The sequence below is a fragment of the Pseudomonas nicosulfuronedens genome, assembly GCF_005877905.1.
In the GTDB taxonomy this organism is placed as follows: Bacteria; Pseudomonadota; Gammaproteobacteria; order Pseudomonadales; family Pseudomonadaceae; genus Pseudomonas; species Pseudomonas nicosulfuronedens.
Genome location: NZ_SWDV01000005.1, coordinates 131,710 through 152,610, shown reverse-complemented (window position 1 = coordinate 152,610; position 20,901 = coordinate 131,710). Strand labels below are relative to the sequence as shown.

The 20,901-nt window shown below is 66.0% G+C and carries 23 protein-coding genes; 7 read left to right on the top strand and 16 right to left on the bottom strand.

The genetic code is table 11. From position 1 onward, the window contains the following. Positions 1-109: 109 nt before the first annotated feature. The gene (locus FAS41_RS07465; RefSeq protein ID WP_138520971.1) at positions 110-1,618 is read right to left on the bottom strand and encodes a winged helix-turn-helix domain-containing tetratricopeptide repeat protein; all 1,509 of its coding nucleotides are present in this window, start codon (positions 1,616-1,618) and stop codon (positions 110-112) included. Between the two features lie 107 nt (positions 1,619-1,725). On the opposite strand from FAS41_RS07465, the gene FAS41_RS07460 reads away from it, so the two are divergent. Then, positions 1,726-1,941, top strand: a complete 216-nt coding sequence (locus tag FAS41_RS07460; RefSeq protein ID WP_138520970.1) for a DUF1127 domain-containing protein — start codon at positions 1,726-1,728, stop codon at positions 1,939-1,941. A 3-nt stretch (positions 1,942-1,944) separates the two neighbouring features. On the opposite strand, the gene FAS41_RS07455 is transcribed toward FAS41_RS07460, so the two are convergent. Further along, positions 1,945-2,430: a GFA family protein gene (locus FAS41_RS07455; RefSeq protein WP_138520969.1), complete on the bottom strand. Its 486-nt coding sequence runs from the start codon at positions 2,428-2,430 to the stop codon at positions 1,945-1,947. Positions 2,431-2,560: 130 nt separating this feature from the next. Here FAS41_RS07455 and FAS41_RS07450 point away from each other — a divergent pair, with 130 nt between their 5' ends. Beyond that, a complete protein-coding gene (locus tag FAS41_RS07450) occupies positions 2,561-3,463 on the top strand; it encodes a LysR family transcriptional regulator (RefSeq protein WP_138520968.1) in 903 nt (300 codons plus the stop codon). Between the two features lie 4 nt (positions 3,464-3,467). Here FAS41_RS07450 and FAS41_RS07445 read toward each other — a convergent pair whose 3' ends face one another. The 6 genes from FAS41_RS07445 to FAS41_RS07420 form a co-directional block, all read right to left on the bottom strand. Continuing rightward, a complete protein-coding gene (locus FAS41_RS07445; RefSeq protein ID WP_138520967.1) occupies positions 3,468-4,649 on the bottom strand; it encodes an iron-containing alcohol dehydrogenase in 1,182 nt (393 codons plus the stop codon). Between the two features lie 99 nt (positions 4,650-4,748). After that, positions 4,749-6,254 (bottom strand): APC family permease, encoded by a 1,506-nt coding sequence (locus FAS41_RS07440; protein ID WP_138520966.1) that lies wholly within the window; start codon positions 6,252-6,254, stop codon positions 4,749-4,751. Positions 6,255-6,793: 539 nt separating this feature from the next. Then, positions 6,794-7,009: a hypothetical protein gene (locus FAS41_RS07435; RefSeq protein ID WP_138520965.1), complete on the bottom strand. Its 216-nt coding sequence runs from the start codon at positions 7,007-7,009 to the stop codon at positions 6,794-6,796. Between the two features lie 283 nt (positions 7,010-7,292). Then, positions 7,293-7,634, bottom strand: a complete 342-nt coding sequence (locus FAS41_RS07430) for a gamma-glutamylcyclotransferase family protein (RefSeq protein WP_138520964.1) — start codon at positions 7,632-7,634, stop codon at positions 7,293-7,295. A 15-nt stretch (positions 7,635-7,649) separates the two neighbouring features. After that, positions 7,650-8,315: a M24 family metallopeptidase gene (locus tag FAS41_RS07425; protein WP_138520963.1), complete on the bottom strand. Its 666-nt coding sequence runs from the start codon at positions 8,313-8,315 to the stop codon at positions 7,650-7,652. A 74-nt stretch (positions 8,316-8,389) separates the two neighbouring features. After that, on the bottom strand, positions 8,390-8,725 hold the full coding sequence (locus FAS41_RS07420) for a hypothetical protein (protein WP_138520962.1): 336 nt from the start codon (positions 8,723-8,725) through the stop codon (positions 8,390-8,392). A gap of 201 nt (positions 8,726-8,926) precedes the next feature. Between FAS41_RS07420 and FAS41_RS07415 the strand changes: the two genes are divergently transcribed. Further along, the gene (locus FAS41_RS07415; RefSeq protein ID WP_246084829.1) at positions 8,927-9,487 is read left to right on the top strand and encodes a TetR/AcrR family transcriptional regulator; all 561 of its coding nucleotides are present in this window, start codon (positions 8,927-8,929) and stop codon (positions 9,485-9,487) included. A gap of 13 nt (positions 9,488-9,500) precedes the next feature. Here FAS41_RS07415 and FAS41_RS07410 read toward each other — a convergent pair whose 3' ends face one another. The 4 genes from FAS41_RS07410 to FAS41_RS07395 form a co-directional block, all read right to left on the bottom strand. Continuing rightward, a complete protein-coding gene (locus FAS41_RS07410; protein WP_138520960.1) occupies positions 9,501-9,815 on the bottom strand; it encodes an AzlD domain-containing protein in 315 nt (104 codons plus the stop codon). After that, positions 9,812-10,510: an AzlC family ABC transporter permease gene (locus FAS41_RS07405; RefSeq protein ID WP_138520959.1), complete on the bottom strand. Its 699-nt coding sequence runs from the start codon at positions 10,508-10,510 to the stop codon at positions 9,812-9,814. The genes FAS41_RS07410 and FAS41_RS07405 overlap by 4 nt, the downstream gene beginning before the upstream one ends. A 108-nt stretch (positions 10,511-10,618) precedes the next feature. Further along, positions 10,619-11,641, bottom strand: a complete 1,023-nt coding sequence (locus FAS41_RS07400; RefSeq protein ID WP_138520958.1) for a DNA topoisomerase IB — start codon at positions 11,639-11,641, stop codon at positions 10,619-10,621. Positions 11,642-11,729: 88 nt separating this feature from the next. Beyond that, positions 11,730-12,962, bottom strand: a complete 1,233-nt coding sequence (locus tag FAS41_RS07395; RefSeq protein ID WP_138520957.1) for an oxygenase MpaB family protein — start codon at positions 12,960-12,962, stop codon at positions 11,730-11,732. 103 nt (positions 12,963-13,065) lie between these two features. On the opposite strand from FAS41_RS07395, the gene FAS41_RS07390 reads away from it, so the two are divergent. After that, positions 13,066-13,701 carry a TetR/AcrR family transcriptional regulator gene (locus FAS41_RS07390; RefSeq protein WP_171049457.1) on the top strand — a complete coding sequence of 212 codons (636 nt, stop codon included), beginning with the start codon at positions 13,066-13,068 and terminating at the stop codon, positions 13,699-13,701. Positions 13,702-13,746: 45 nt separating this feature from the next. Here the strand turns inward: FAS41_RS07390 and FAS41_RS07385 are convergent, their stop codons facing one another. Next, positions 13,747-14,949, bottom strand: coding sequence for an NAD(P)/FAD-dependent oxidoreductase (locus FAS41_RS07385; protein WP_138520955.1), 1,203 nt, complete (start codon positions 14,947-14,949; stop codon positions 13,747-13,749). Positions 14,950-15,273: 324 nt separating this feature from the next. Between FAS41_RS07385 and FAS41_RS07380 the strand changes: the two genes are divergently transcribed. Then, on the top strand, positions 15,274-15,795 hold the full coding sequence (locus tag FAS41_RS07380; RefSeq protein WP_138520954.1) for an RrF2 family transcriptional regulator: 522 nt from the start codon (positions 15,274-15,276) through the stop codon (positions 15,793-15,795). Between the two features lie 7 nt (positions 15,796-15,802). Here the strand turns inward: FAS41_RS07380 and FAS41_RS07375 are convergent, their stop codons facing one another. Further along, positions 15,803-16,423, bottom strand: coding sequence for a cell wall hydrolase (locus FAS41_RS07375; RefSeq protein WP_138520953.1), 621 nt, complete (start codon positions 16,421-16,423; stop codon positions 15,803-15,805). A gap of 201 nt (positions 16,424-16,624) precedes the next feature. After that, complete coding sequence (locus FAS41_RS07370; protein WP_138520952.1) at positions 16,625-17,419, bottom strand: alpha/beta fold hydrolase; 795 nt, start codon at positions 17,417-17,419, stop codon at positions 16,625-16,627. Between the two features lie 110 nt (positions 17,420-17,529). Between FAS41_RS07370 and FAS41_RS07365 the strand changes: the two genes are divergently transcribed. Together FAS41_RS07365 and FAS41_RS07360 are read left to right on the top strand one after the other, a co-directional pair. Next, the gene (locus FAS41_RS07365) at positions 17,530-18,483 is read left to right on the top strand and encodes a GlxA family transcriptional regulator (protein WP_138520951.1); all 954 of its coding nucleotides are present in this window, start codon (positions 17,530-17,532) and stop codon (positions 18,481-18,483) included. Between the two features lie 355 nt (positions 18,484-18,838). Continuing rightward, positions 18,839-19,543 carry an MgtC/SapB family protein gene (locus tag FAS41_RS07360; RefSeq protein WP_138520950.1) on the top strand — a complete coding sequence of 235 codons (705 nt, stop codon included), beginning with the start codon at positions 18,839-18,841 and terminating at the stop codon, positions 19,541-19,543. Between the two features lie 232 nt (positions 19,544-19,775). Here the strand turns inward: FAS41_RS07360 and FAS41_RS07355 are convergent, their stop codons facing one another. Further along, complete coding sequence (locus FAS41_RS07355; protein WP_138520949.1) at positions 19,776-20,861, bottom strand: MBL fold metallo-hydrolase; 1,086 nt, start codon at positions 20,859-20,861, stop codon at positions 19,776-19,778. Positions 20,862-20,901 lie beyond the last annotated feature (40 nt).

The following is a 20,901-nucleotide window of genomic DNA, read 5'->3' as shown; positions in this document are numbered from 1 at the left end:
TTCTGGCAGCGGCGGGCGTCGTTCCGCTCGCCGGGAGCTTGCGGACGGACGGTGGCCGTGCACTCTAACGATGCCGGATGACAGCCTTGTGATGGCCCGGCTCGGAGGGTCAGTCGGGTAGTCCCGTCTTGCGGAAGCCTTCGACGAAGTGTTCGCGCACGGCGGTATCGCGCAGCGGTTCGGTCGCGACCCAGTGACGGATGGTGAAGTCCGGATTGCCGACCAGGAAAAACTCGGTTTCCGCGCGGGCTTCGTCCAGCCGGCCCAGCTGCGCGAGGCTGGCGGCGAGGAAGCGCCGCGAGCTGCTGCGGTAGGTTTCGTCGCGGCGCAGGGTCTGGAGCGCGCCCTGGTAATCGCGCGCCGCGTACTGCGCCTGGCCCAGCGTCAGGTAGTACCAGCCGGCGGGGAAGGGGTTGAGGCGAAAGGCCCGGCGGATGTGCTCCAGGCCTTCGTCGATGCGCCCGGCCAGCACCCTGACGTCGGACAGCGCCGTCCAGGCGTCGGCGTCGTTGGGGTCCAGTTCGATTGCCCGCTGGAACTGCGCGTCGGCTTCGCTGTACTGGCGCTCATAGGTCAGCAGGTACGCCAGGCTCCAGCGGCAGCCCGAATCGTTGGGGTCGATGCTTACCGCTTCGCGCGCCTGTGCCAGGGCGGTTTCGCGCTCCAGCGGGGTCGGGCCGCCGCTGTGTATCCAGCCCATCCAGTGGTTCATCGCCAGCCAGCGCCGCGCCTCGGCGTACTGCGGGTCGAGGGCGATGGCGCGGCTCAGCATCAGGTGCGCTTCGCGCGCGGCCAGTGGCGAATCGTCCATCAACTGGCGGGCGCGCACGCAGAGTTCATAGGCCTCCAGACTCTTCGGCCGGTTGCGCGGCAGCGGTGTGCGCAGGTGGCCGAGCAGGGCCTGGATGATCTGTCCGGTGACCTGGTCCTGCAGGTCGAAGATATCTTCCTGTCGACTCTCGAAACGCTCGGCCCAGACGTGTTCGCCAGTGCTGGCGTCCACCAGCTGGGCGTTGATCCGCACGCGCGCATCGGTACGCCGGGCGCTGCCTTCGAGCAGATAGCGCACGCCCAGTTCGCGAGCGATCTCGCGCACGTCCATGGCCTTGCCCTTGTAGGCGAAGGCCGAGGTGCGGGCGATGACGAACAGCCCGCCGACGCGCGATAGCTCGGTGGTCAGGTCTTCGGTGAGGCCGTCGGCGAAGAGGGCCTGCTGCGGATCGTCGCCAAGGTTGACGAAGGGCAGCACGGCGATCGAGGGTTCATCCGGCAGGGCCGGCAAGGTGCGCGGCGCTTCTTCCAGGCATTGCACGGCAGCGCTGAAGCGGTAGCCGACACGGGGCACGGTGGTGATCCACGAACCACCTTCCGGCGCTTCGCCGAGCACCTTGCGCAGTTGCGCGATCTGTACGGTGAGGTTGCCTTCCTCGACCACCAACCCCGGCCAGGTGGCGTCCATCAGCTCGGCCTTGGTGCGAATCTCGCCCGGCCGCTCCAGCAGAGTCAGCAGCAGGTTGAATGCACGGAAGCCGATGGTGATGGGCCGGTCGTCGCGCTTGAGCAGGTCGGCGGGGCCATCGAGCACGAAGGGACCGAAAGCCAGACGCGATCGCAGCATGACGCCCCCTTTGCAAGTTTTTGGAAGTGTTTGGCACCGCTTGAGGACGGCGCTCCAGGCGACCGCCATGCTCGGCCCCATGGGACACGAGTCGAACGGAGGCTGCCATGAACGATACTCCCCGCCTGCTGCTGTCGAAAGCTTCCATCCGGCCGTTCAGCCCACTGGCGTTGCTGGAGCTGTTGAGCCTCTGGCAGACGCGAACGCGGGTTCGTCGCCAGCTCGCCACCCTGGCCAGGGCCCATCCGTACCTGATCGACGACATTGGCCTGACGCGCCGCCAGGTGGCGCTGGAGATCGCCAAGCCGTTCTGGCGCGCCTGACGCTCACCGCTCCAGGTCGAGACGCTGATGCCACTGGGCGATGGACTCCTGCGGGTAGTCGTCGAATTGCAGGTCGTGCGGACCGGCTTGCACCTCGACCCAGTCGGCCTTCGACCGCAACAGCAGATGGGTGTGTTCGGGCGGTACCGGCAAGGCCGTGTCGATGGCGGAGGCGAAAGGATGGATCAGTTCCGGCCAGCGTGAGTCGTAAAGCCACAGCCCGCTGCCGCACTGGCTGCAGAAATGTCGCTCGGCACCGCTGGTGTGGGTGCGCTGGCCTGCCTCACGGATCTTCGCGTGGTAGATGCTGATGTGCTTGCGCCCGCGTACCTTGAGGCTGGCGGCATCACCCCCGAGGTTGATCGCGTAGCCACCACCGCCCTGGGTCTTGCGACAGATCGAGCAGTAGCAGCGCTGGTAGGGGTAGGGATGAGCGCTGTGCAGGCTGAAGTGCACGGCGCCGCAGTGGCAGGAACCTTCGAGCAGCATGGCTTCTCTCCATCAGGGATACCTGAACAGGGGCTCGCGGGCGCGCCGGGGATTCCATCGGATCGCCCCCGTGGGACTGGCCGTCCCCTGTGCAGTAGACTAGCCGCCCGCCCAGCGCCGGACTCTGCCCATGCTCAGGAATTTCACCGACCTCGATCTGCGCCTGCTGCGTATCTTCGCCTCCGTGGTGAAGTGCGGCGGCTTCACCGCGGCGCAGGCTGAGCTGAACATGAGCCAGTCGAACATCAGCATGCACATCGGCAGCCTGGAAAAGCGCCTGGGCTATCGGTTGTGCGAGCGCGGCAAGGGCGGCTTCCGCCTGACGGCGAAAGGGCAGCGGATTCTCGAAGCATCCCAGGCGATGTTCGATGCCATCGGCCTGTTCCGTGACCAGGCCCAGGCGCTGTCCGGTCAACTGGTCGGTGAGCTGTACCTGGGGCTGGCGGACAACGTCACGACCCTGCCGCAGGCGCGCTTCGACGAGACCCTGGCGGCCTTCCACGGCCGCGAACAGGACGTACAGCTGAACCTCTACGTGAACTCGCCCACGGAGCTTGAGCTGGCGGTGATCGACGGCCAGCTGGACCTGGCGATCTCCTACTTCAGCCGGACCCGGCCGACCCTGGATTACCTGCCGCTGTACACCGAGGAGATCGGCGTGTTCTGCGGCGAGCGCCACCCCCTGTTCACGGCGCGCAAGCCGACGCTCAAGCAGATCGCCGACTACAACTGGGTGCGCCATGGCTTCCTGCCGGCGGACCAGGAACTGCCGTTCCGCCCCGAACGCAGCAGCGCCACCGCGCATCACATGGAGGCGGTGGCGCATTCGGTGCTGGCCGGCACGCACCTGGGCTACCTGCCGACCCACTACGCGAACATCTGGGTCGAGCGCGGGCGAATGAAGCCGCTGCTACCGGAAAAGCTCTGCTACGAGGTGACCCACAGCATGATCACCTATGCCGGGCGGCCCCGCAGCGAGGCCGCCCGTGCCTTCATCGAAGACCTGCTGAGCGTGCACGGCCTCCCGGCTTGATGCCTCAGGCGAGCACGCCGTTGACCGCGTTGAGGTAGATGCGCGAGTAGTCTTCGGCCAGCAGCGGCAGGGCGTTGGTTTCGGACGACGAAATGTCTGCCACTGCCTGCTCGCCGACCCATTGCGCATCCTCGCCAGTGAGGCCCAGCTCCTTGAGCGTATGGGGAATGCCCACCGCCGAACGCAGTTCCAGCACCCAGCCGAGCAGGCCGTCGAAGCCCGCTTCCGGCAGCTCCAGGTAACGGGCGAGACGCGTGGCGTCGGCTTCGATGGCGCTGCGATTGGCCACCAGCAGGTACGGCAGCAGCACCGCGTTGAGCAGGCCATGGTGCTTGTGGTGTTTCGCGCCCAGCGGGTGCGCCAGGGCATGCACGCCGCCCAGTCCCTTCTGGAATGCCACGGCGGCGCTGGCGGAGGCCACCAGCATGCCTTCGCGGGCGGCCAGGTCGGTGCCGTTGTGCACGGCGCGTTGCAGGTGCTCCTTGACCAGACGCACGCCTTCGATGGCGACGCCAGCGGACATCGGATGGTAGAGCGGCGAGAACAGCGACTCCAGGTGATGGGTCAGGGCGTCCATGCCGGTGGCGGCGGTGAGCGACTTCGGCAGGCCGACGGTCAGCGCCGGGTCGAGGATCACCGAGTGGGCCAGCAGCTCGCGATGGCCGACGACGATCTTGATGCCGCGCGCCGTATCGGTCAGCACCGCCTCGCGGCCCAGCTCGGAACCGGTGCCGGCAGTGGTGGGAATGGCGATCAGCGGCGGCAGGTCGAGGGCAGGATGGTCGCCCAGGGTCGGGTAACGCTCGATCAGTTGCGACCATTCGAAGTTATGCAGGCCGTTCGCATCGCGACTGAGCAGGGCGATGCCCTTGGCCGCGTCCAGCGCGCTGCCGCCGCCCAGGGCGATCAGCGAATCGTGGCCGCCTTCGGCCAGAGCGCCGGCGCCGGCGGTGACTTCCTCCCGTGCGGGATTGCTGGAAAAACCGTGGAACAGCGCGTAGTCGATGCCGGCGGCTTCCAGGCGGCGGCGTACTTCGTGCAGCGGCGGCAGTTCGAGCATGCCGGGGTCGGTGACCAGCAGCGGCTTGCGCATGCCGGCCAGGCGGCAGCGTTCGGCCAGTTGATCGAGGGCTCCGACACCGCAGAGGATTTCCGTGGGGTAGTTCCAGTAGTTCAGGGTGGACATGACAAGCTCCGGATTTCAGGCATGGCCCGCCCGTGCCGGCTTCGACGAAGCCAGCCAAGGGAGGGCAGGGAAAAGGGCGCCGCGCGGGGCGCCAGGGACTCAGCCGACGGCGCGGCCGGCGAAGCTCAGGCTGGTGGCGATGCGGCGGTGCGGCTTGGCGATGAACAGGTAGGCCAGGCCGAACAGGGCGAGGGCGGAGAACACCACGACCACCGCCCAGACCTGGAACCAGGGCGCGCCGGGCGGGGCGAGCATTTCCCGTGGCCAGGCCACGTTGATCGCCTCGAACACCAGCCAGACCACGGCGATGACGTTGACCAGCAGACCCTTGCGGCCAAGCTTCAGCGCACCTTTGTCCGGGTCCCAGCGGCCAGTCAGGCGGGTGTACAGCGCGCTGGCGGCGACGATCAGGAAGACAAAGAAGAAGCCGCCGCTGCCGAAGGCGATCAGCGTGCCGACCGCGGTGGCGTTCAGCCCCAGCGCGAGGCCCAGGCTGGCCAGCAGGGTGCTGCAGACCATCGCCGCCATCGGCACCTTGCGCTTGTCGACGCGGCGCAGCAGGGCAGAGCCGGGGAGGATTTCATCGCGGGCCATGCCGAAGATCGCGCGACCGATGTAGGTCTGCACCGAGACGACGCAGGCGACGAAGGCGACCAGCACGATGGCCACGAACGGCTGCTCGGCCCAGGCGCCAAAGGCATCCACCACGGCGGGTGTCACCGGATCGATGATCTGCCCGCTGACCACGGCAGCCGGGTCCTTGTACGACAGGGTGACGGCGAAGGCGGTGAGCATCACGGTCAGCCCGACCACCAGCATCGAACGCAGGATGGCGCGCGGTGTGGAGACGCGGGCGTCGGTGGTTTCCTCGGAAATCTGCGAGCAGGCGTCGAAGCCGAGGAAGGCCCAGCCGCCCACCGCCAGTGCGGTCAGGAAGCCGCTCCAGTAGGTGCCGCCGGAGACTTCCAGGGCATTGAGGCTGCTGAACAGCATCTCGAAGGAGTGGTTGCGGAAGAACAGCAGCAACAGCACACCGATACCGATGGACGCGATGGCCTCGGCGAAGATGCCAGCGTTGACGAAGTACTTCAGTGGGTTGATGCCCAGCAGGTTCACTCCCAACCCCAAAGCCAGCAATGCCGCGCCACAGAGCACCTGGGCGTTGGCTGATGGCGGCTCGCCGGTGACCAGCAGGCCGAGCCAGAAACCGCCCAGGTAGGCGACGGTGGTGAGCGAAGCGAGGGCGGACGCCAGGTAGAGGAAACCGGTGAACCAGGCCGCACGATCACCGATGAGTCGACGTACCCACTGGTAGCAACCGCCGGCCAGAGGGAACTGCGAGGACAGTTCGGCGTACACCAGCGCCACGGTCAATTGCAGTAGCAGGCACACGGGCACGATCCACACCCAGGACGGCCCGACGCTCATGGCGCCCAGGGACATCACCGAGTAGATGCCGACGACCGGGGAAATGGTGGCAAAGCCGACGGAGAAGGACGACCACAGGTTCAGCCCGCGGTCGAGCTCCTGCCGGTAGCCGTGGCTGGCGAGCAGGCTTTCGTCGCCGTTGCTGTTGCCAATGGCGGGGCTGCGAAGGTCAGACATGCCAGCCTCCGGTGTTCAGGGAAAAGGGGGATTCACGGCCAGGCATGAGCGAGCGAAGGCGCATGGGAGATCCTCGGGGCAGTTGGAGTTGTTATCGAGAACCCGCGTCTCTAGAGGACGGCTGAGTAGCTGGCGCTGTCAGTGCAGCGCGTGGCCAGAGTAGGGCGCCGCCGCATCAGGAAAAATTCATATTTGATTGAGCTGACATCAATTCAGGCTGATGTTTGCGGGGTAAATTGCCGAATGATGCCAGGGCAGGCAGCGGAGTGCCCTTGTGGGAGCAGATCTTATCCGCGATCAGTCCGATTGGATGATGCCTGGGGCGGCCACTGTCCCGGCTGAGCCGGGAGTTCGCGGAGAAGCGCCGCTGCTACGTGAGCGGCGGGGAGCGAGTAGGGCGGATAACGCCCAGGCATTATGCGCCCTACGAAGCTTCCCCGGTGTTGGCGGGCGTACCAGGGATCAGGCTGGGGAGGCAGGTAAAAAGCGGAAGACGGCAGGAACCGGGAGCGACAGCGCGCTCCCGGAGTACAACGAGATCAGCAGTGCTTGTCCTGCTCGGCCTTTTTCTCGGCATCCGGCTGGGCGTTCTGTGCGGTCTGCTGCTCGGCGTCAGCCTTGTCGCGAGTGGCCTGCATGGCCTGATAGTTGGCTGTGGTCAGGCGGTTGGTCATCAGGGCGGACTCTTCGGCCATGGAAGCCTGGCTGGCGAGCAGGGCAGCGAGGGACAGGAGACTGGCAGTGAGCAGTTTCATGAAGGAATTCTCGGGTAGTGGACTTCTGATGGGTGTTGCTCGCGAGTGGCGACAGTCTACTGACCGGTAACCGGGCGAACCCATGAGGAAAGTTGCTGGGAATGATCGAATCGCCGTGGCGGCGCTTTCAGGGCGATCTACGCCGAGTCGCAGATCGCCCTGAAAGCCAGGCACATCGGGCTTCAGAGCTGTAGCCCGGTGGAACGTGCCTGGTCATGAAATGATCGACAGTGAAGCTAGGCTAATGAATCCATGCCCGTTGCCTTACGAGTTTCGCTACATTTCAGGCCTTCACATAGACCCACGCCTGCAGGCCTGATTGCAGCCGGACGTTGATCCGCTGGTAGTCGGACACCTCGTAGGCGTCCGCCGCCAGCAGCTCCTGCTGGGTAATCTCGAAGACGGTGCCGGGTACGCGGTCGGCGTCCTCGCCGCTGTACTGGACGATGGGGTGGTGGGTCTTGCCGCTGGTGGCGAGCACGGCGGGGTCGGTGATTTCCACCCAGTCGGTGCGGAAGGCCACCAGCGCGTCGGAGCGGCCCTGCAGTTCGCGGCCGAAGCTGGCCAGTTGGACGGCCTTGTCCTGCAGGGTGCCGTAGGAGAACAGCAGTACGTTTTCACTCATCGCATGGGCTCCGGGTCAGGCCAGCAGGTCTTCGTAGAAGGCACCGTAGGCCTTGCTCGGGTGGGCGAGCTGGATCTCCAGGATCCACAGGCCGCCATGGGGATGCTCGGCGTAGTCGCCCAGATCGCCGGCGCGGTAGATGGCGTGGGGGAAGTCGCTGACACGGTGGCCCTTGATGTCCAGGTTCAGCTTCCAACCCATGGTCTCGGCCTGTTGGTGGGCGAAATCATAGAGCTCGACGCCGCTGCAGCCGGTTTCGCGCCAACGCGCCTCGACACGTTCGAACAGCGTCTTCGCCGCTGCCGCGCAGGCGATCATGTCCGGATCGTCGCCGGTGACGAAGGTGGCGCCGGCGTCGCCTTCGTGACCGCGCCAGACCACGCCCATGTCGATGAAGAAGATGTCGTTCTCACCCAGCACTGGGTTGCCCTCGGAGCGCTGCTTGAAGGTCTTCAGGGTATTGGCGCCGAAGCGGATCAGCAGCGGGTGCCAGATGCGCTCCATACCCAGGTCGGCGAGCACCTGCTTGCCGATGGCGGTGGCTTCCAGTTCGGTCATGCCGGGGAGCATTGCGGCGGCAATGGCGTCCACGGCTTCCCAGGTGCGGGCCTGGGCGTATTGCATCGACTCCAGCGCGTAATTCGCGCCGACGGCTTCCTTGGCGTACACGGCGGTATTCATTTTTCTTCTCTCTGAGCGACAACCTCATCGCCGTATATATTTCTACATAGCGGTAGGGAAATTCAATCGTTGGCTCAACAGCAGGACATCGCGCAGGCGATGAAGGCGGTCGTCAGGGTGGTGATGCTCAGGCCGACCAGGAACAGGGTGTCGGCGATGCGCTCCAGGCGGTGGTTGCGCTGCAGCTTGCGGGTGCGCAGGCCGAAATAGGCGGCGAGGGTGGTGGCCAGGTAGATCACCGTGTTCACCGCGAGCATGTCCTGGCCGATCAGGTCGACGCGGTGCTGGCCGACGATGATGCGCAGGATGCCAACCACGGTCAGGCACACACCGACCATCGCGCCGGACGCGGCGAAGATATGCACGCAGATGTCGTCGTCCAGTTGGGCAATGTGGCTCTTGTGGCTCATGGCGGGTTCTCCCGGGCCGGCCGCTGCGGTTCATCCGCTCGCCTTGCCGGCTTCGTTGTGGCTGCCATGATAGGAAGGACGCGGTGTTTGCTGTACTCGCTTTCCCGGTGGCCCCAGGTGAACCGAAAAACAGCGGAAAATCAGCCAGATAGCCGTCGCTTGCCAAGGCAGGCGCGGGCGCTGGAGAAGGTCGAGCTCATATTGGAGGCGTCCCGGCGCATCCTGGAGCGTCATGGCCTGGAGGGATTCACCACCAATCACGTGGCGGAACTCGCCGGGGTCAGCGTTGGCTCGTTGTACCAGTACTTCCCCAACAAGGACCGTATCCTCGACGAGCTGGCCCGGCGCGAGTTGGCGGCGTTGGCAAGCGGCATCATGGGCGCACTGTCCGCTCGACCGCCGGAGACGCCCGGCGAGCGTATCCGCGCGGTGATCCATGCCGCCGTCAGTGCCTACGGTGGGCGTACTGGAGCGCACAAGGCGCTGATGCACTACCTGATGACCCGTGGTGGTGGCAGCCCGCTGCCAGCCCTGCGCGGCAGCATCATGACTCACCTGGTGACCCACGGCCTGATCGGGCATGACCAGCAGTTGCGCAAGCTCGACGAGGCCGAGGTTTTCGTCCTCGCCCACGCCGTTGGCGGCGTATTGCGCGCGCTACTGGATGATCCCGGTGCCCTGGCGCCGGGGCGGCGCGCGGGCATCGAGGAAGCGCTGGTGCAATTGGTGTTGGCGTACTACAGACAGGGCGAGTCGGGCTGAAGCCGGGCGCCGGTCACAGCCACCAGCGCAGCAGGTAGAACGCGCCCATGCTGAGGATCACGCTGAGCAGCACATTGCGCGTCCACAGCACCAGCACCACCGCGACGATGGCGCCGAGCAGGTAGGGGTTGTCCACGCGCAGGTTCAACTGGTGCTCGGGAAGGAACACGATGGGGCCGCAGATTGCCGTGAGCATCCCCGGCACGGCGAAGCCGAGGAATTGCCGCACGTTGCTGCTCAGGCGGATCGGCAGGCGCGGTTCGAGGAACACGTAGCGGTTGAAGAATACGATCAGGCCCATGCCGAAGATCACTGCCCAGGCCATCATGCGCGCACCCCCGAGAACTTCTGGCAGAGGAAGCCGGCGAACATCCCCGCCAGCCCGGAAAGCACCAGCGCCGAACCGACCTGCCAGTAGCTGAGCAGCACCGAGCAGAACAGCGAGACGGCGACGCAGACCACGGTCGGGATGTTCTTCACCACCGGCACGATCAACGCGACGAAGGTGGCGGCGATGGAGAAGTCCAGCCCAAGGTGCTCAAGGCCGGGAATGCTAGTGCCCACCAGCACGCCGGCAAGGGTGAAGAGGTTCCAGGCGATGTAGAACGTCAGGCCCACGCCCAGGGCGTACCAGCGGTTGAAGGTTTCGCGGTCATGGCCGCTGGTAAGGGCGAACAGCTCGTCGGTGAGCAGGAAGCCCAGCCCGGCGCGCCAGCGCCCCGGCAGTCCGGAGATCACCGGACGCATGGTCATCCCGTAGAGCAGGTGCTGGGAAGTCAGCAGCAGTGTGGTGATCATGATCGAGAAGAACCCGGCACCGCCCTTGAGCATGCCGATCGCCACCAGTTGTGCGGCGCCGGCGAAGACGATGGCCGACAGGCCCTGGCCGTGCAGCGGCGAAAGCCCGGCGTCGATGGCCAGGGAGCCGGCCAGCAGGCCCCAGGGCAGTACCGCGAGCGACAGCGGCATGATGTCGATGGCGCCCCTGAGGAAGGCGCGGGAGGGAAGCTGATCTTGGGACATGAACGTTTCTTGCAGGCAGGTAAGTCTCTTCAGCGTGGCAGAGAAACGTGTCGACTGGCTTGAACAATCTTGCTGTCGCCACCGGCGCGCGCTCTGCTCGAAAGGCGCTCAGGGGAGCGTCCGCGACAGGAACCCGAGCAGGGTGGCCTCCTCGGCGCTCAGGTGCTTCCGCTTTCGCGCTTTACGCAGCTCTTGCAGTTCGCCGGCGAGGAAGGCTTCGATCACTCGTGGATGCACGTAGCACTTGCGGCAGATTGCCGGCGTGTTCCCCAGTTCGTCGGCCACCTGCTCGATGATTGCCTTGAGCTGGCGGTTGGCGCTTTTCTCGTCTTCCCAGCGGGTCTTGCGGCAGTACTCCAGCGCCAGGGTGGTGCCGGCCCAGGTGCGGTAGTCCTTGGCGGTGAATTCCTCGCCGGCGTGTTCGCGCAGGTAGGCGTTGATGTCGCGAGAGTCGATCATGTGGCGTTGGCGGTCGGCATCCAGGTACTGGAACAGCTGCTGGCCGGGCAGTTCCAGGCAGCGGCGAAGGATGCGCGCCAGGCGCGGGTGCTCGATGTCCACGCTGTGGCGGATGCCGCTCTTGCCGCGAAAGGCGAAGCGAATGCGCGTGCCTTGGACCTCGACATGGCGGTTGTTCAGGGTGGTCAGGCCGAAGGAGCGGTTTTCCTTGCGGTAACGCTGGTTGCCGATGCGGATCAGCGTGCGGTCAAGCAGTTCGACCACGGTTGCCATGACCTTTTCCGCCCCCAGACCCGGTCGTGCCAGGTCCCGTTCAAGGCGTTTGCGCAGGGCGGGCAGGTTTTCCCCGAAACGCAGCAGGCGCTCGTACTTGGCGCTGTCGCGAACCTCGGTCCAGCGCGGGTGGTAGCGGTACTGCTTGCGCCCGCGCACGTCGCGGCCGGTGGCCTGCAGGTGGCCGAGCGGATCGATGCAGATCCACACGTCGATGTACGCCGGCGGAATCGCCAGGCTGTTGATGCGCTCGATTTCCGCTTCCACGCGGATGCGCTCGCCGCCCGGATCGAAGTACGCGAAGCGCCCACGCAGACGGCGCCGGCTGATCCCCGGCAGCCTGTCGTCGACGTAGTGGAGGTCGGACGGTAGCTCTGGCAGCTCAGGCGGTGTGCTCATGGCGGCTCCTCGAAGGCTCTCCCGTCAATGGATCGCGCAAGGGCGCTGCGAGTGCGGTTTTTTTCATCGGGTCGCGGAACCGGGAGTTTCAGGGTCGGACGTCTTCGGTTTTCAGGTGTGTGGGCGCGATCAGCCTTGGATCGGCGCCGCCGAACAGCGTGCGCAGGTAGTTTTCCTGGCTTTGCAGGCCGTGCCTCATGAGCCAGTCGCGGCCGCCGGGACACGCGCGCAGCAGGCAGTGGAAGAGGAAGCGCGGCGGCGCGGTCAGCAGCGGGTACCAGGGCAGGCTGCCGGCCGGCAGGCCGAGGGCGCGCCGGCCGTGGGCGTCGATGAAGGTGCCGGCGATGCTCAGGTGGATGGCCCGGTTCAGCCGGCCACGCAGCCAGGCGAAGTTGGCATAGTGGCGCTGCAGCGGCTCGTCCACCAGCGCCGAGCCGAGGATGCGACTGCTGTCGTCCGGCGGCGCCTGGGACAGCAGGTTGTGGTAGAGCGCGCGGATGGCCTCGTTCTCGCTGGCGCACAGCCAGCGTTCCTCGACGCCCATCAGCCAGGCGATGTAGCGCCAGAGGTGGATGATCGCTTCGCGGTCGCCACGGCTCAGGACCACACCCAGCATGCGCTGGCCGATCAGGAAGATGGCCGAGAAGGCCAGGTAGGTCGCGTGCATGTCGCCCTGGTTGACCGGTAGGCCGTAGTGGGTGAAATCCCAGGCCTCCAGCCGTGATACCCGCCGTCGCACCAGTGCATGCACCAGACGTACGTGCAGCGTGCTGCGATAGCCCGCTGCGCCGCGGACCATGCCGCCGGGACGGGTGCAGTCGATCCACCATTTGGTGGTTTCGGCGACGCGCTGCTGCGGACCTTTCTCCAGCGCGCCGGTGAGCACCAGGGTGCGGTTGATGCCGGAGGCCTGGTAGCCGGCCAGCAGGCCCAGGTCACGCAGTACGCGCATCCCGGTGAGCCCGGAGAGTCCGCAGGCGCGGGCGCCTTCATCGAGGCGTTGTGGATCGACCCAGTCGGGCGCTGTGTCGACCCTTGCGAAGAAGTCCGTCAACGCCGGAGGCGCGTCGCGGATGGCTGTAATGCCCTGGTTCAGGGCCTGTTCGTACAGGCGCATGCCGCTGCCGAGCCCGATGTCGAACATCCACGCCACCAGCGCATCCATGGGGGCGTCGCCGACCATGAGCAACTCGCCGATGGTCTGCCAGGTCGCGGCATCCGGCTCGCAGGGGGCCTTGAGGAAGCGTTTGATCGGCGCAGCGGTGCGGCGGGCACGGGACAGGTCGGCGCCGTGGCGGGTGGGCAGGGCAGTTGCGCTCATCGATTCATACCTTGGATGGGTTGCCGGGCGGATGCCTCGAATTACGCTATTGCGAGTATTTGCTCGCATTCAACTCGCATCCGGCTCGCAACAGGGGAGAGGTATGAGGAAGCAACCCAGGCAGCAGCGCGCCAGCGAGATGGTGGCTGTGCTGGTCGAGGCCGCGGCGCTGGTTATCGGCGAGCACGGTCTCGATGCACTGACCACCAACCACGTGGCGCGCCGTGCCGGAGTGAGCGTCGGCTCGCTTTATCAGTACTTCGCCAACAAGGAAATGATCGTCGAGGCCCTGCTGATGCAGCGTGCCGGCACGCTGATGAAGGTGGTGCACGAACGCGTCACGCCGTTGCTGGGGGCGGACATCGGCAGCGTTACCCGTGGGGTTCTGGAGGGCATCTTCGAGCAGGTGGAGGGCGACGCGGCGCAGCGCGAGCTGCTGCGGCACTGGCACCGGCTGAATTCCGCGCCGGTGTTCCAGTCCCTGGAGCAGCAGATGATGGAGGTGTGCCGGCAGTACCTGATGCGCCACTTCGACGACTATCGCATCGACAACTTGCCGGCAGTACTTTTCGTGGTGATCAACTCCGTTCAGTACACCACTGCACGCTACCTGAGCGAGGCGCAGCCACTACTGGGGCGCGAGGAGGTGATCGATACGCTGGTGCAGATGGTCGAGTCGCTCTGCCTGCCGCGTGGCAGAGGGCCGGCTTCTACGGTGGAAGCCGTACAGCAGGCATGAAAAAGCCCCGGAAGGCGCGTGCCATCCGGGGCTTGGCTCAACGCATCAGGCCACGACCGGGATCATCGGGTCGGCGGCTGCCAGCGCGGTGGCGCGATCGGCGGCTGGCGGGTAGATCCACACGGTGTTGATCTCGGTCTTGATCTTCTTGCCTTCCTCACGCTGGAAACGCACCTGGCGGTCCCAGCCTTCGGTGAACAGCGCACCCCAGGCGCCCAGGTCCAGACAGGTCACGTACTTGGGCTGGCTGTAGGGGATGGGTGCTACGCCCAGCAGGTCGGCGGCGGCGTTGTTGCCGGCAGAGCGGCCCAGGGCGATGGCGTGCTGGCAGGTCATCAGCGCGTAGTTGCCGACCTCGTCGGTGGCGGCGTAAGCGGTGTCGCCGGTGGCGAACACTGCGTCCTGACCGATGACCTGGAGATTACGGTCCACGTGCAGGCGGCCCTGGCGGTCGCGTTCGCCGGCGACCTGTTCGGTCAGCGAGCTGGCACGCACGCCGGCGGTCCAGATCACGGTCTTTGCGTCGATGCGCTCGCCGCTGGAGAGGGTCACACCGTTCTCGTCGATGGATTCCACCGAGGCCTTCAGGCGCCATTCCACGCCCAGCTCGGCGGAGGCTTCGGCCACCACGGACTGCGAGGTGACGCCCAGTGCGCCGCCAATCTCGGCGCCGCGATCGACCACGATGACCCGGACCTTGGCGTCCGCGCCCAGTACTTCCCGCAGTCGCGCGGGCATTTCAGCGGCGGTTTCGATGCCGGTGAAACCGCCGCCAGCGACGATCACCGTGTTGCGCGCTTCGGACTCCGGCAACTGGTGCAGAGCGCGTATATGCGTTTCAAGGCGCACGGCCTGGTCGATCTCATCCACGTCGAAGGCGTGCTCGATGCCCGGCAGGGCGGGGCGAGCGACTTTGCTGCCGCTGGCGAGGATCAGACGGTCGAAGCCCAGGGTGGCGATCTCACCGCTGGCGTTGCGGTAGTCCAGTTGGCGGCCATCGACATCGATCTGCTCGGCGCTGCCCTGGATGAAGGTCACGCCCACGGCGCCGAACAGGTCGCCCAGCGGAGCGGCCATCTGGTGCACGTTCGGCTCGTAGAAGCGCGGGCGGATGCGCAGTTCGGCCTGGGGGGCGAGGACCGCGACTTCGACGTCGTCGCGCTGGTGCAGGTCGAGCATGCGCGTGGCGCTCAGGGCGCTCCACATGCCTGCGAAACCGGTGCCGACGATCAGGATGCGTTGTTTCATGGTGCTCTCCGACGAAAAGGATGAATCCAGGTTGTTGGGTTCCCGAGTGCCTGATATCGGAGCGGTTCGCTTCCCGGCTCGTCTCGGATAACTACGACTATATTTGTCGCAGTTAAGTGGTGCAACCGATTTTTGCCTCAAACTCCGACCGTTCGTCACGGCTGAGTTCGTAGAAGTGGTGCTGCTTCTGTTTATGCGAGGAGCTTGGGAAAGCGCAGAAATGCCCGCACCATAGATGACAGCTCGTCAGGATGCGTGCTTAAGTGCTTGCCGAATACCCGGCATGGCCGGAGAATAATACGACTAATCTAGTCGGAGTTTATGATGGCTTTGTACAGTGCGGGGGTGGAGTACGGCATTCACTGCCTGCTCTTTCTGACAGACGAGAAGGGTGACAACCGGGACTCCAGCGTGCGTGCGCTGGCGGAGTTGCAGGGCGTGCCCCAGGAGCTGCTCGCCAAGGTCTTCACCAAGCTGGCCAAGGCCGGGCTGGTGGCGGCCACCGAAGGCGTGCGCGGTGGGTTCCGTCTGGCGCGGCCGGCGGACGAAATCACCGTGCTGGATATCGTCAAGGCCATCGATGGCGACAAACAGATCTTCGAATGCCGCGACATCCGAGGCCGTTGCGCCGTGTTCGAAGGCTCGCCGCCGGAATGGGCGACCTGCGGCACCTGCTCGATCCACGCGGTCATGCTGACCGCGCAGAAGCGCATGGAAGAGGCCCTGGCCCAGCACACGGTGCTCGACCTCGCGCGCCGTGTCGGGCGCAAGGCACCGCCGGAGTTCGGCGAAGCCCTGGTGCGCTGGATGGACGCCCAGCGTGACGGCTCCAGCGCCGCCAACTGAAGGCGCTCTAGCGCGCATCACCGCCGCGCGGCTTGTAGAAGACGAACTCGTCAGTCTCCGCCGTGCGGATGTACTCCTTGGCCCAGCTTGGTGATACATGGCGGTCATGGAAGTACATGGCGCCGCGGGTGCGGTCGCCGAGTTGCTGGTTCAGCGCCTTGCGGGCGATTTCCTTGGCGATGTCGTAGCGGTTCTTTTCTTCCACCTGGTCGGAGCGGCCGTCGCACCACCAGGAAAACTGGCAATGCTTCTGCTCCTGGCCCTGCTTGACCACCCCGCACACCGTGTCGGGGAAGCCGCCGTGGCCCATGCGGTTGAGCACGACATTGGCGACGGCCTCCATGTCCGCCTTGCCGCCGCCCTTGGCTTCCCAATAGATGGTCCGTGACAGGCAGACAACAGCGTCGTCCAGCGGCGCTTTGCCGACCGGGTCGACGGCCTTCACTTCAGCTTTGGTAATGGGCGCTGCGGTGGTGACTGCCGTGGCGGGGTGGGCGACCTGCTGTTCCAGCACTTCACCCTTGCTCACGGCGGCCTGGGCTTTCTCGTCGGTGGAGCTGCCGATGTCGGCGGCGAAAGAAAAGGCCGCCCACAGGGTGAGCAGCAGTGTTGGAAGAAGGCGGCACATGATCGGACCTACCTGCGCAGCAAATCAGTCTTGTCGCTGTGCTGGCTCCTTGCGGCGCCTGCGCAACGACGCCCTTGAGGCCGCCTTGCTCTGTATGGACGAAGCGAGGCGACGGCGCCTGGTCGTTGTGACTGTGCCGCGCGGAACTAGATTCAACTTTCCAGCCAGACGGTAGCTGCCGTACCCCGCCAGTGACGGGGCCTAGGGCAGATAACGCTGCAGGAACTCGCTCACCGCCTGGAGTACCGCCGGCTGTTGTTCGCGGTGCGGAACGTGGCCGCAGTCGGGCAGCAGCCTGAGCATCGTCGGTACGCCGGGGACCGAGGTAAAGCGTTCCGGGTGCGCGGCCGAGCCGTACTCGTCCTGCTCGCCATGCAGGCTGAGGATCGGGCACTTCACCTGGGTCAACTCGGCGTCCAGATTCCAGTCGCTGAAGTCATCGGACAGCCAGGTGTCGACCCAGGCACGCAGCACCCAGAAGGCCTTGTCGCCGTGGTACTTCTGCAGGCGCTCCAGCTGGCCATCGCGGGCGAACTCCACCTCGGCGGCGCGGATGCCGTCGCGGGTCTGGTGCTCGACGAAGGCCTGGGCCGACTCGGTGACCAGCGCCACGCCCGCTTGCGGATGCTGCGCCAGGCAGGCCACGGCCATGGCGCCGCCGACGCTGTGGCCGAAGACCACACAGCGTTCGAAGCCGAAGTGCTGTTGCAGCAGGGGGAAGAAGCGGCGCGCCTCGTCGTCGATGAAGTCCAGGGGCAGGGCGCCGGGATAGCGATCGGAACGGCCGAAACCGAGGCGATCGTAGGCGATGACCTGGCGGCCAGTAGTGCGCGCGAGCTGCTGCGGGAAATCGCGCCACAAGGTCACGCAGCCCAGCGAGTCATGCAGCAGCAGGATCGGCTCGCCGACGGTTTCGGCGGGCGTCCAGTCCTGGGCGAACAGTTGGCCCTTTTCGCTGCTGATCCAGTGTTCCCGGGTGGTGACGGGCAACGACATGACACGCTCCTGTACTGACTCGCTGTGGGTTCGGTCATAGTATTCCCGGCAGGTGACCGAGGCGATGTTCAGATGGGCTCATGCATAGTCCGATCGGGCCAGGAGGGAGTTTGGAACAGATAGCGATACTGGCCTACGACGGCTGTTGGGCGATGGGGCTGTTCTCGGCCGCAGATTTCTTCCGCATTGCGGCTTTGCTGGAGAAGCACCTGGGGATGCAACCGTCCTTCACGGTGCGGGTGGTGTCGGTCGATGGCGCGCCAGTGTCCGCAGCAGGCGGCCACGTCATTACACCGGACGCTGCGCTGGAGGACGTCAGGGCGGCTTCTCTGATCGTCCTGCCGGCCATCGAGGGACCGCGCCTGGCCGGCTTCGAAGCGGATGCGCGAGTGCTGGAATGGTTGGGCCAGCACATCGACGCCGGCACGCGGGTGCTGGCGTTGACCACGGGGGCCGCCTGGCTGGCAGCCAGTGGGCGCCTGGACGGCGGACTGCTGGCCACGCACTGGGCCTTCGTCCGGCAGCTGGGCAAGCGCTACCCGGCGTGCCGCTTCGTGGCGCGGGAGTCCTTCCTGCAGGAGGGTGGGCTTTACAGCACCGGCTCGCTCAATGGCTGCTTCGACGCCTTGCTGGACATTCTCGCGCGCGACCGCGGTGACCGCTTCGCCCAGCTCTGCGCCACCCACCTGCTGGTGGCCGATCCGCACCGCCTTGGCCCGATCCTGCCGGGCCATCGCAACCATTGCGACGACACGGTATTGCGGGTACAGGACTGGATCGAGAGTCACCACGCCGAGCCCCTGACCATCGAGCGCATGGCGCGCCAGGCCGGCGTCAGCCAGCGGACCTTCAAGCGCCGCTTCAGCGAGGCGACGAAGTTGCCGCCGAATCTCTATCTGCAGCAGGTACGCATCGACAAGGCGAAGAAGCTGCTGCTGGCTACCCAGCTGTCGGTGCGCGAGATCGCCACCGGGGTCGGTTACGAGAACGTCAGTTTCTTCGTCCGTCTGTTCAAGGCGCGGGTCGGAACCACCCCGGCGCGCTGGCGCGAAGGCGCCTCCTGAGGGGCGCTAAGGAAACCTTAAGGCAGCTCGGGGATGATGACGACTCGCGGCCGGAGCTGTCCCGGGCAGTGCTCACACCGGGTCCGGTCGCTTTTTTTGAATCACAGAGGAGTCCTGCCTTGGACACTTGCCCTGGTCGATTGCGACAGGTCTGAACAGCGAGCCGTCCGGCAGAGCCCTGCCACTGTCTCGCTGCGTTGCGGACAGTGGCGATACGCATCCCACCAAGGGATGACGTCTCACCATTCCCCTGCGGGGCCAGCCTGGCCCTTCGCACTCTCGCAATCCATCCCCCGAATGCGCGCCGGCATCGCCCGGCGCATGGAGCGGCCCTGCGCCGCGAACGAGGTGGAACATGGATTGGAAAATCTTCCTGCTGCGGGTCGCCGCGGCACTCATCCTCGGCGCCCTGATCGGCGCCGAACGCCAACTGCGCCAGCGTCTCACCGGCCTGCGCACCAATGCGCTGGTCAGCACCGGGGCCTGCCTTTTCGTGCTGATGACCCAGGCCATGCCGGGGCTGTCCGCGGATGCGCCGCGCATCGCTGCCTACGTAGTGTCTGGAATCGGCTTCCTGGGCGGTGGCGTGATCATGCGTGATGGCCTGAACGTGCGCGGCCTGAACACCGCCGCCACGCTCTGGTGCACCGCTGCCATCGGTGTGCTGTGCAGCATGGGGCTGTTGCTGGAGGCGGCGCTGGGCAGCGTGGTGGTGCTTTGCGCCAACATCCTGCTGCGTGACATCGCCCAGCGCATCAACCATCAGGATGTGCTGCCGGCCAACGAGGCGGAGCAGCGTTATGGCGTTGCCATCGTCTGCCGTGCCGAGGACGAAATCCAGGTGCGCAGCCTGATGTTGCACAGCCTGGACAGCAGCGAGCTGCGTCTGCAATCGCTGCACAGCGAGGACCAGGCCAACCCGGCGAAACTCGAAGTGCGCGCCGAGTTGCTCGGCGGCCACGGCGCCGCCGGCCAGCTGGAACGCATGGTCAGCCGCATCAGCCTGGAGAAGGGTGTCAGCTCGGTGCGCTGGCAGCTGTTCGAGCTGGCCAGCGACTGAATATACGAGCGCCGCTGGTTTTTCGTAGGACCGAGGGGGACGCCTGGTCCTTGCTCGCGAACTGGCTGAGCTCCGCTGCCAAGGCTGTTCGCGAGCAAGCTCGCTCCTACAACTGCAGGCTTTACCCCGCGCGCAGATCGTAGGATGGGTGGAGCGCAGCGATACCCATGCGGTTGGTGCAATGCGCCAATAGGTATCGCCGCGCTCCACGTCATCCTACAAAAGCTGGGACTCAGCTCTCACGGGCAGTGCGGCAGCCGCAGCGTGGTGCCGGCGTACGGGCTTCCTCGGCCACCACACCGCGCCACCAGCGTTCACCTTGATGGGGCGCCTCGATGTCGATGCGCTCGCCCATCATTGGCGTGGTGACGGTGAGCCCACGCTCGCCGGCGATCTCCAGCACGCGCTCGAAGGGTTCGTACCAGGCATGCATCGCCAGGTCGAAGGTGCCGTTGTGGATCGGCAGCAGCCAGCGGCCGTTGAGGTCCTGATGCGCCTGCACGGTCTGTTGCGGGTGCATGTGCACGTAGGGCCAGTGTTCGTTGTAGGCGCCGGTTTCCATCAGCGTCAGGTCGAAGTGGCCGAAGCGCCGGCCGATCTCGGCGAAGCCGTCGAAGTAGCCGGTGTCGCCGCTGAAGAAGATGCGCAGGCTGTCATCCTCGATCACCCAGGAGCACCACAGGGTACGGTTGCCGTCGCGTACACCACGGCCGGAGAAATGCTGAGCCGGAGTAGCGGTGAGGCACAGGCCGTCCACCGTGGTGCTCTGCCACCAGTCCAGCTGGCGGATCTTCTCCGCCGGCACGCCCCAGTCCAGCAGGCGGTCACCTACGCCCAGCGGAGTGAGGAAGACCTCCGCGCGCGCGGCGAGCACGGCGATGGTCGCGCGATCGAGGTGGTCGTAGTGGTCGTGGGAGAGGATCACGCCGCGGATTGGCGGCAGGTCCTGCAGGGCAATCGGTGGTGCGTGGAAGCGCTTGGGCCCGGCAAAGCTGAAGGGCGAGGCGCGTTCGGAAAACACCGGATCGGTCAGCCACCAGCCGCCGCGCAGCTTGAGCAGCAGGGTGGAGTGCCCGAGGCGATACAGACTGCGGTCCGGGGCGGTGTCCAGTTCGTCCGGTGTCAGCGCACGCACGGGCACCGGAGCGCGCGGCACGGTGTTCTTCGGCTTGTTGAAGAGTACGTTCCACAGCACTTTCGCGCTGGGCTCGGGCATGTCGGGAGAGCGCGGCTTGAGGTTATGGAATCGGCCGCCGCGCGATTGCGGCGAATGGTCGTAGTCGCCGATGGGCGCGCGTTGCAGTGGGAGGCGGGGCAAGGCACTGATCCTCTGGTGGCGGAATGCGTCAGCTGAGCAC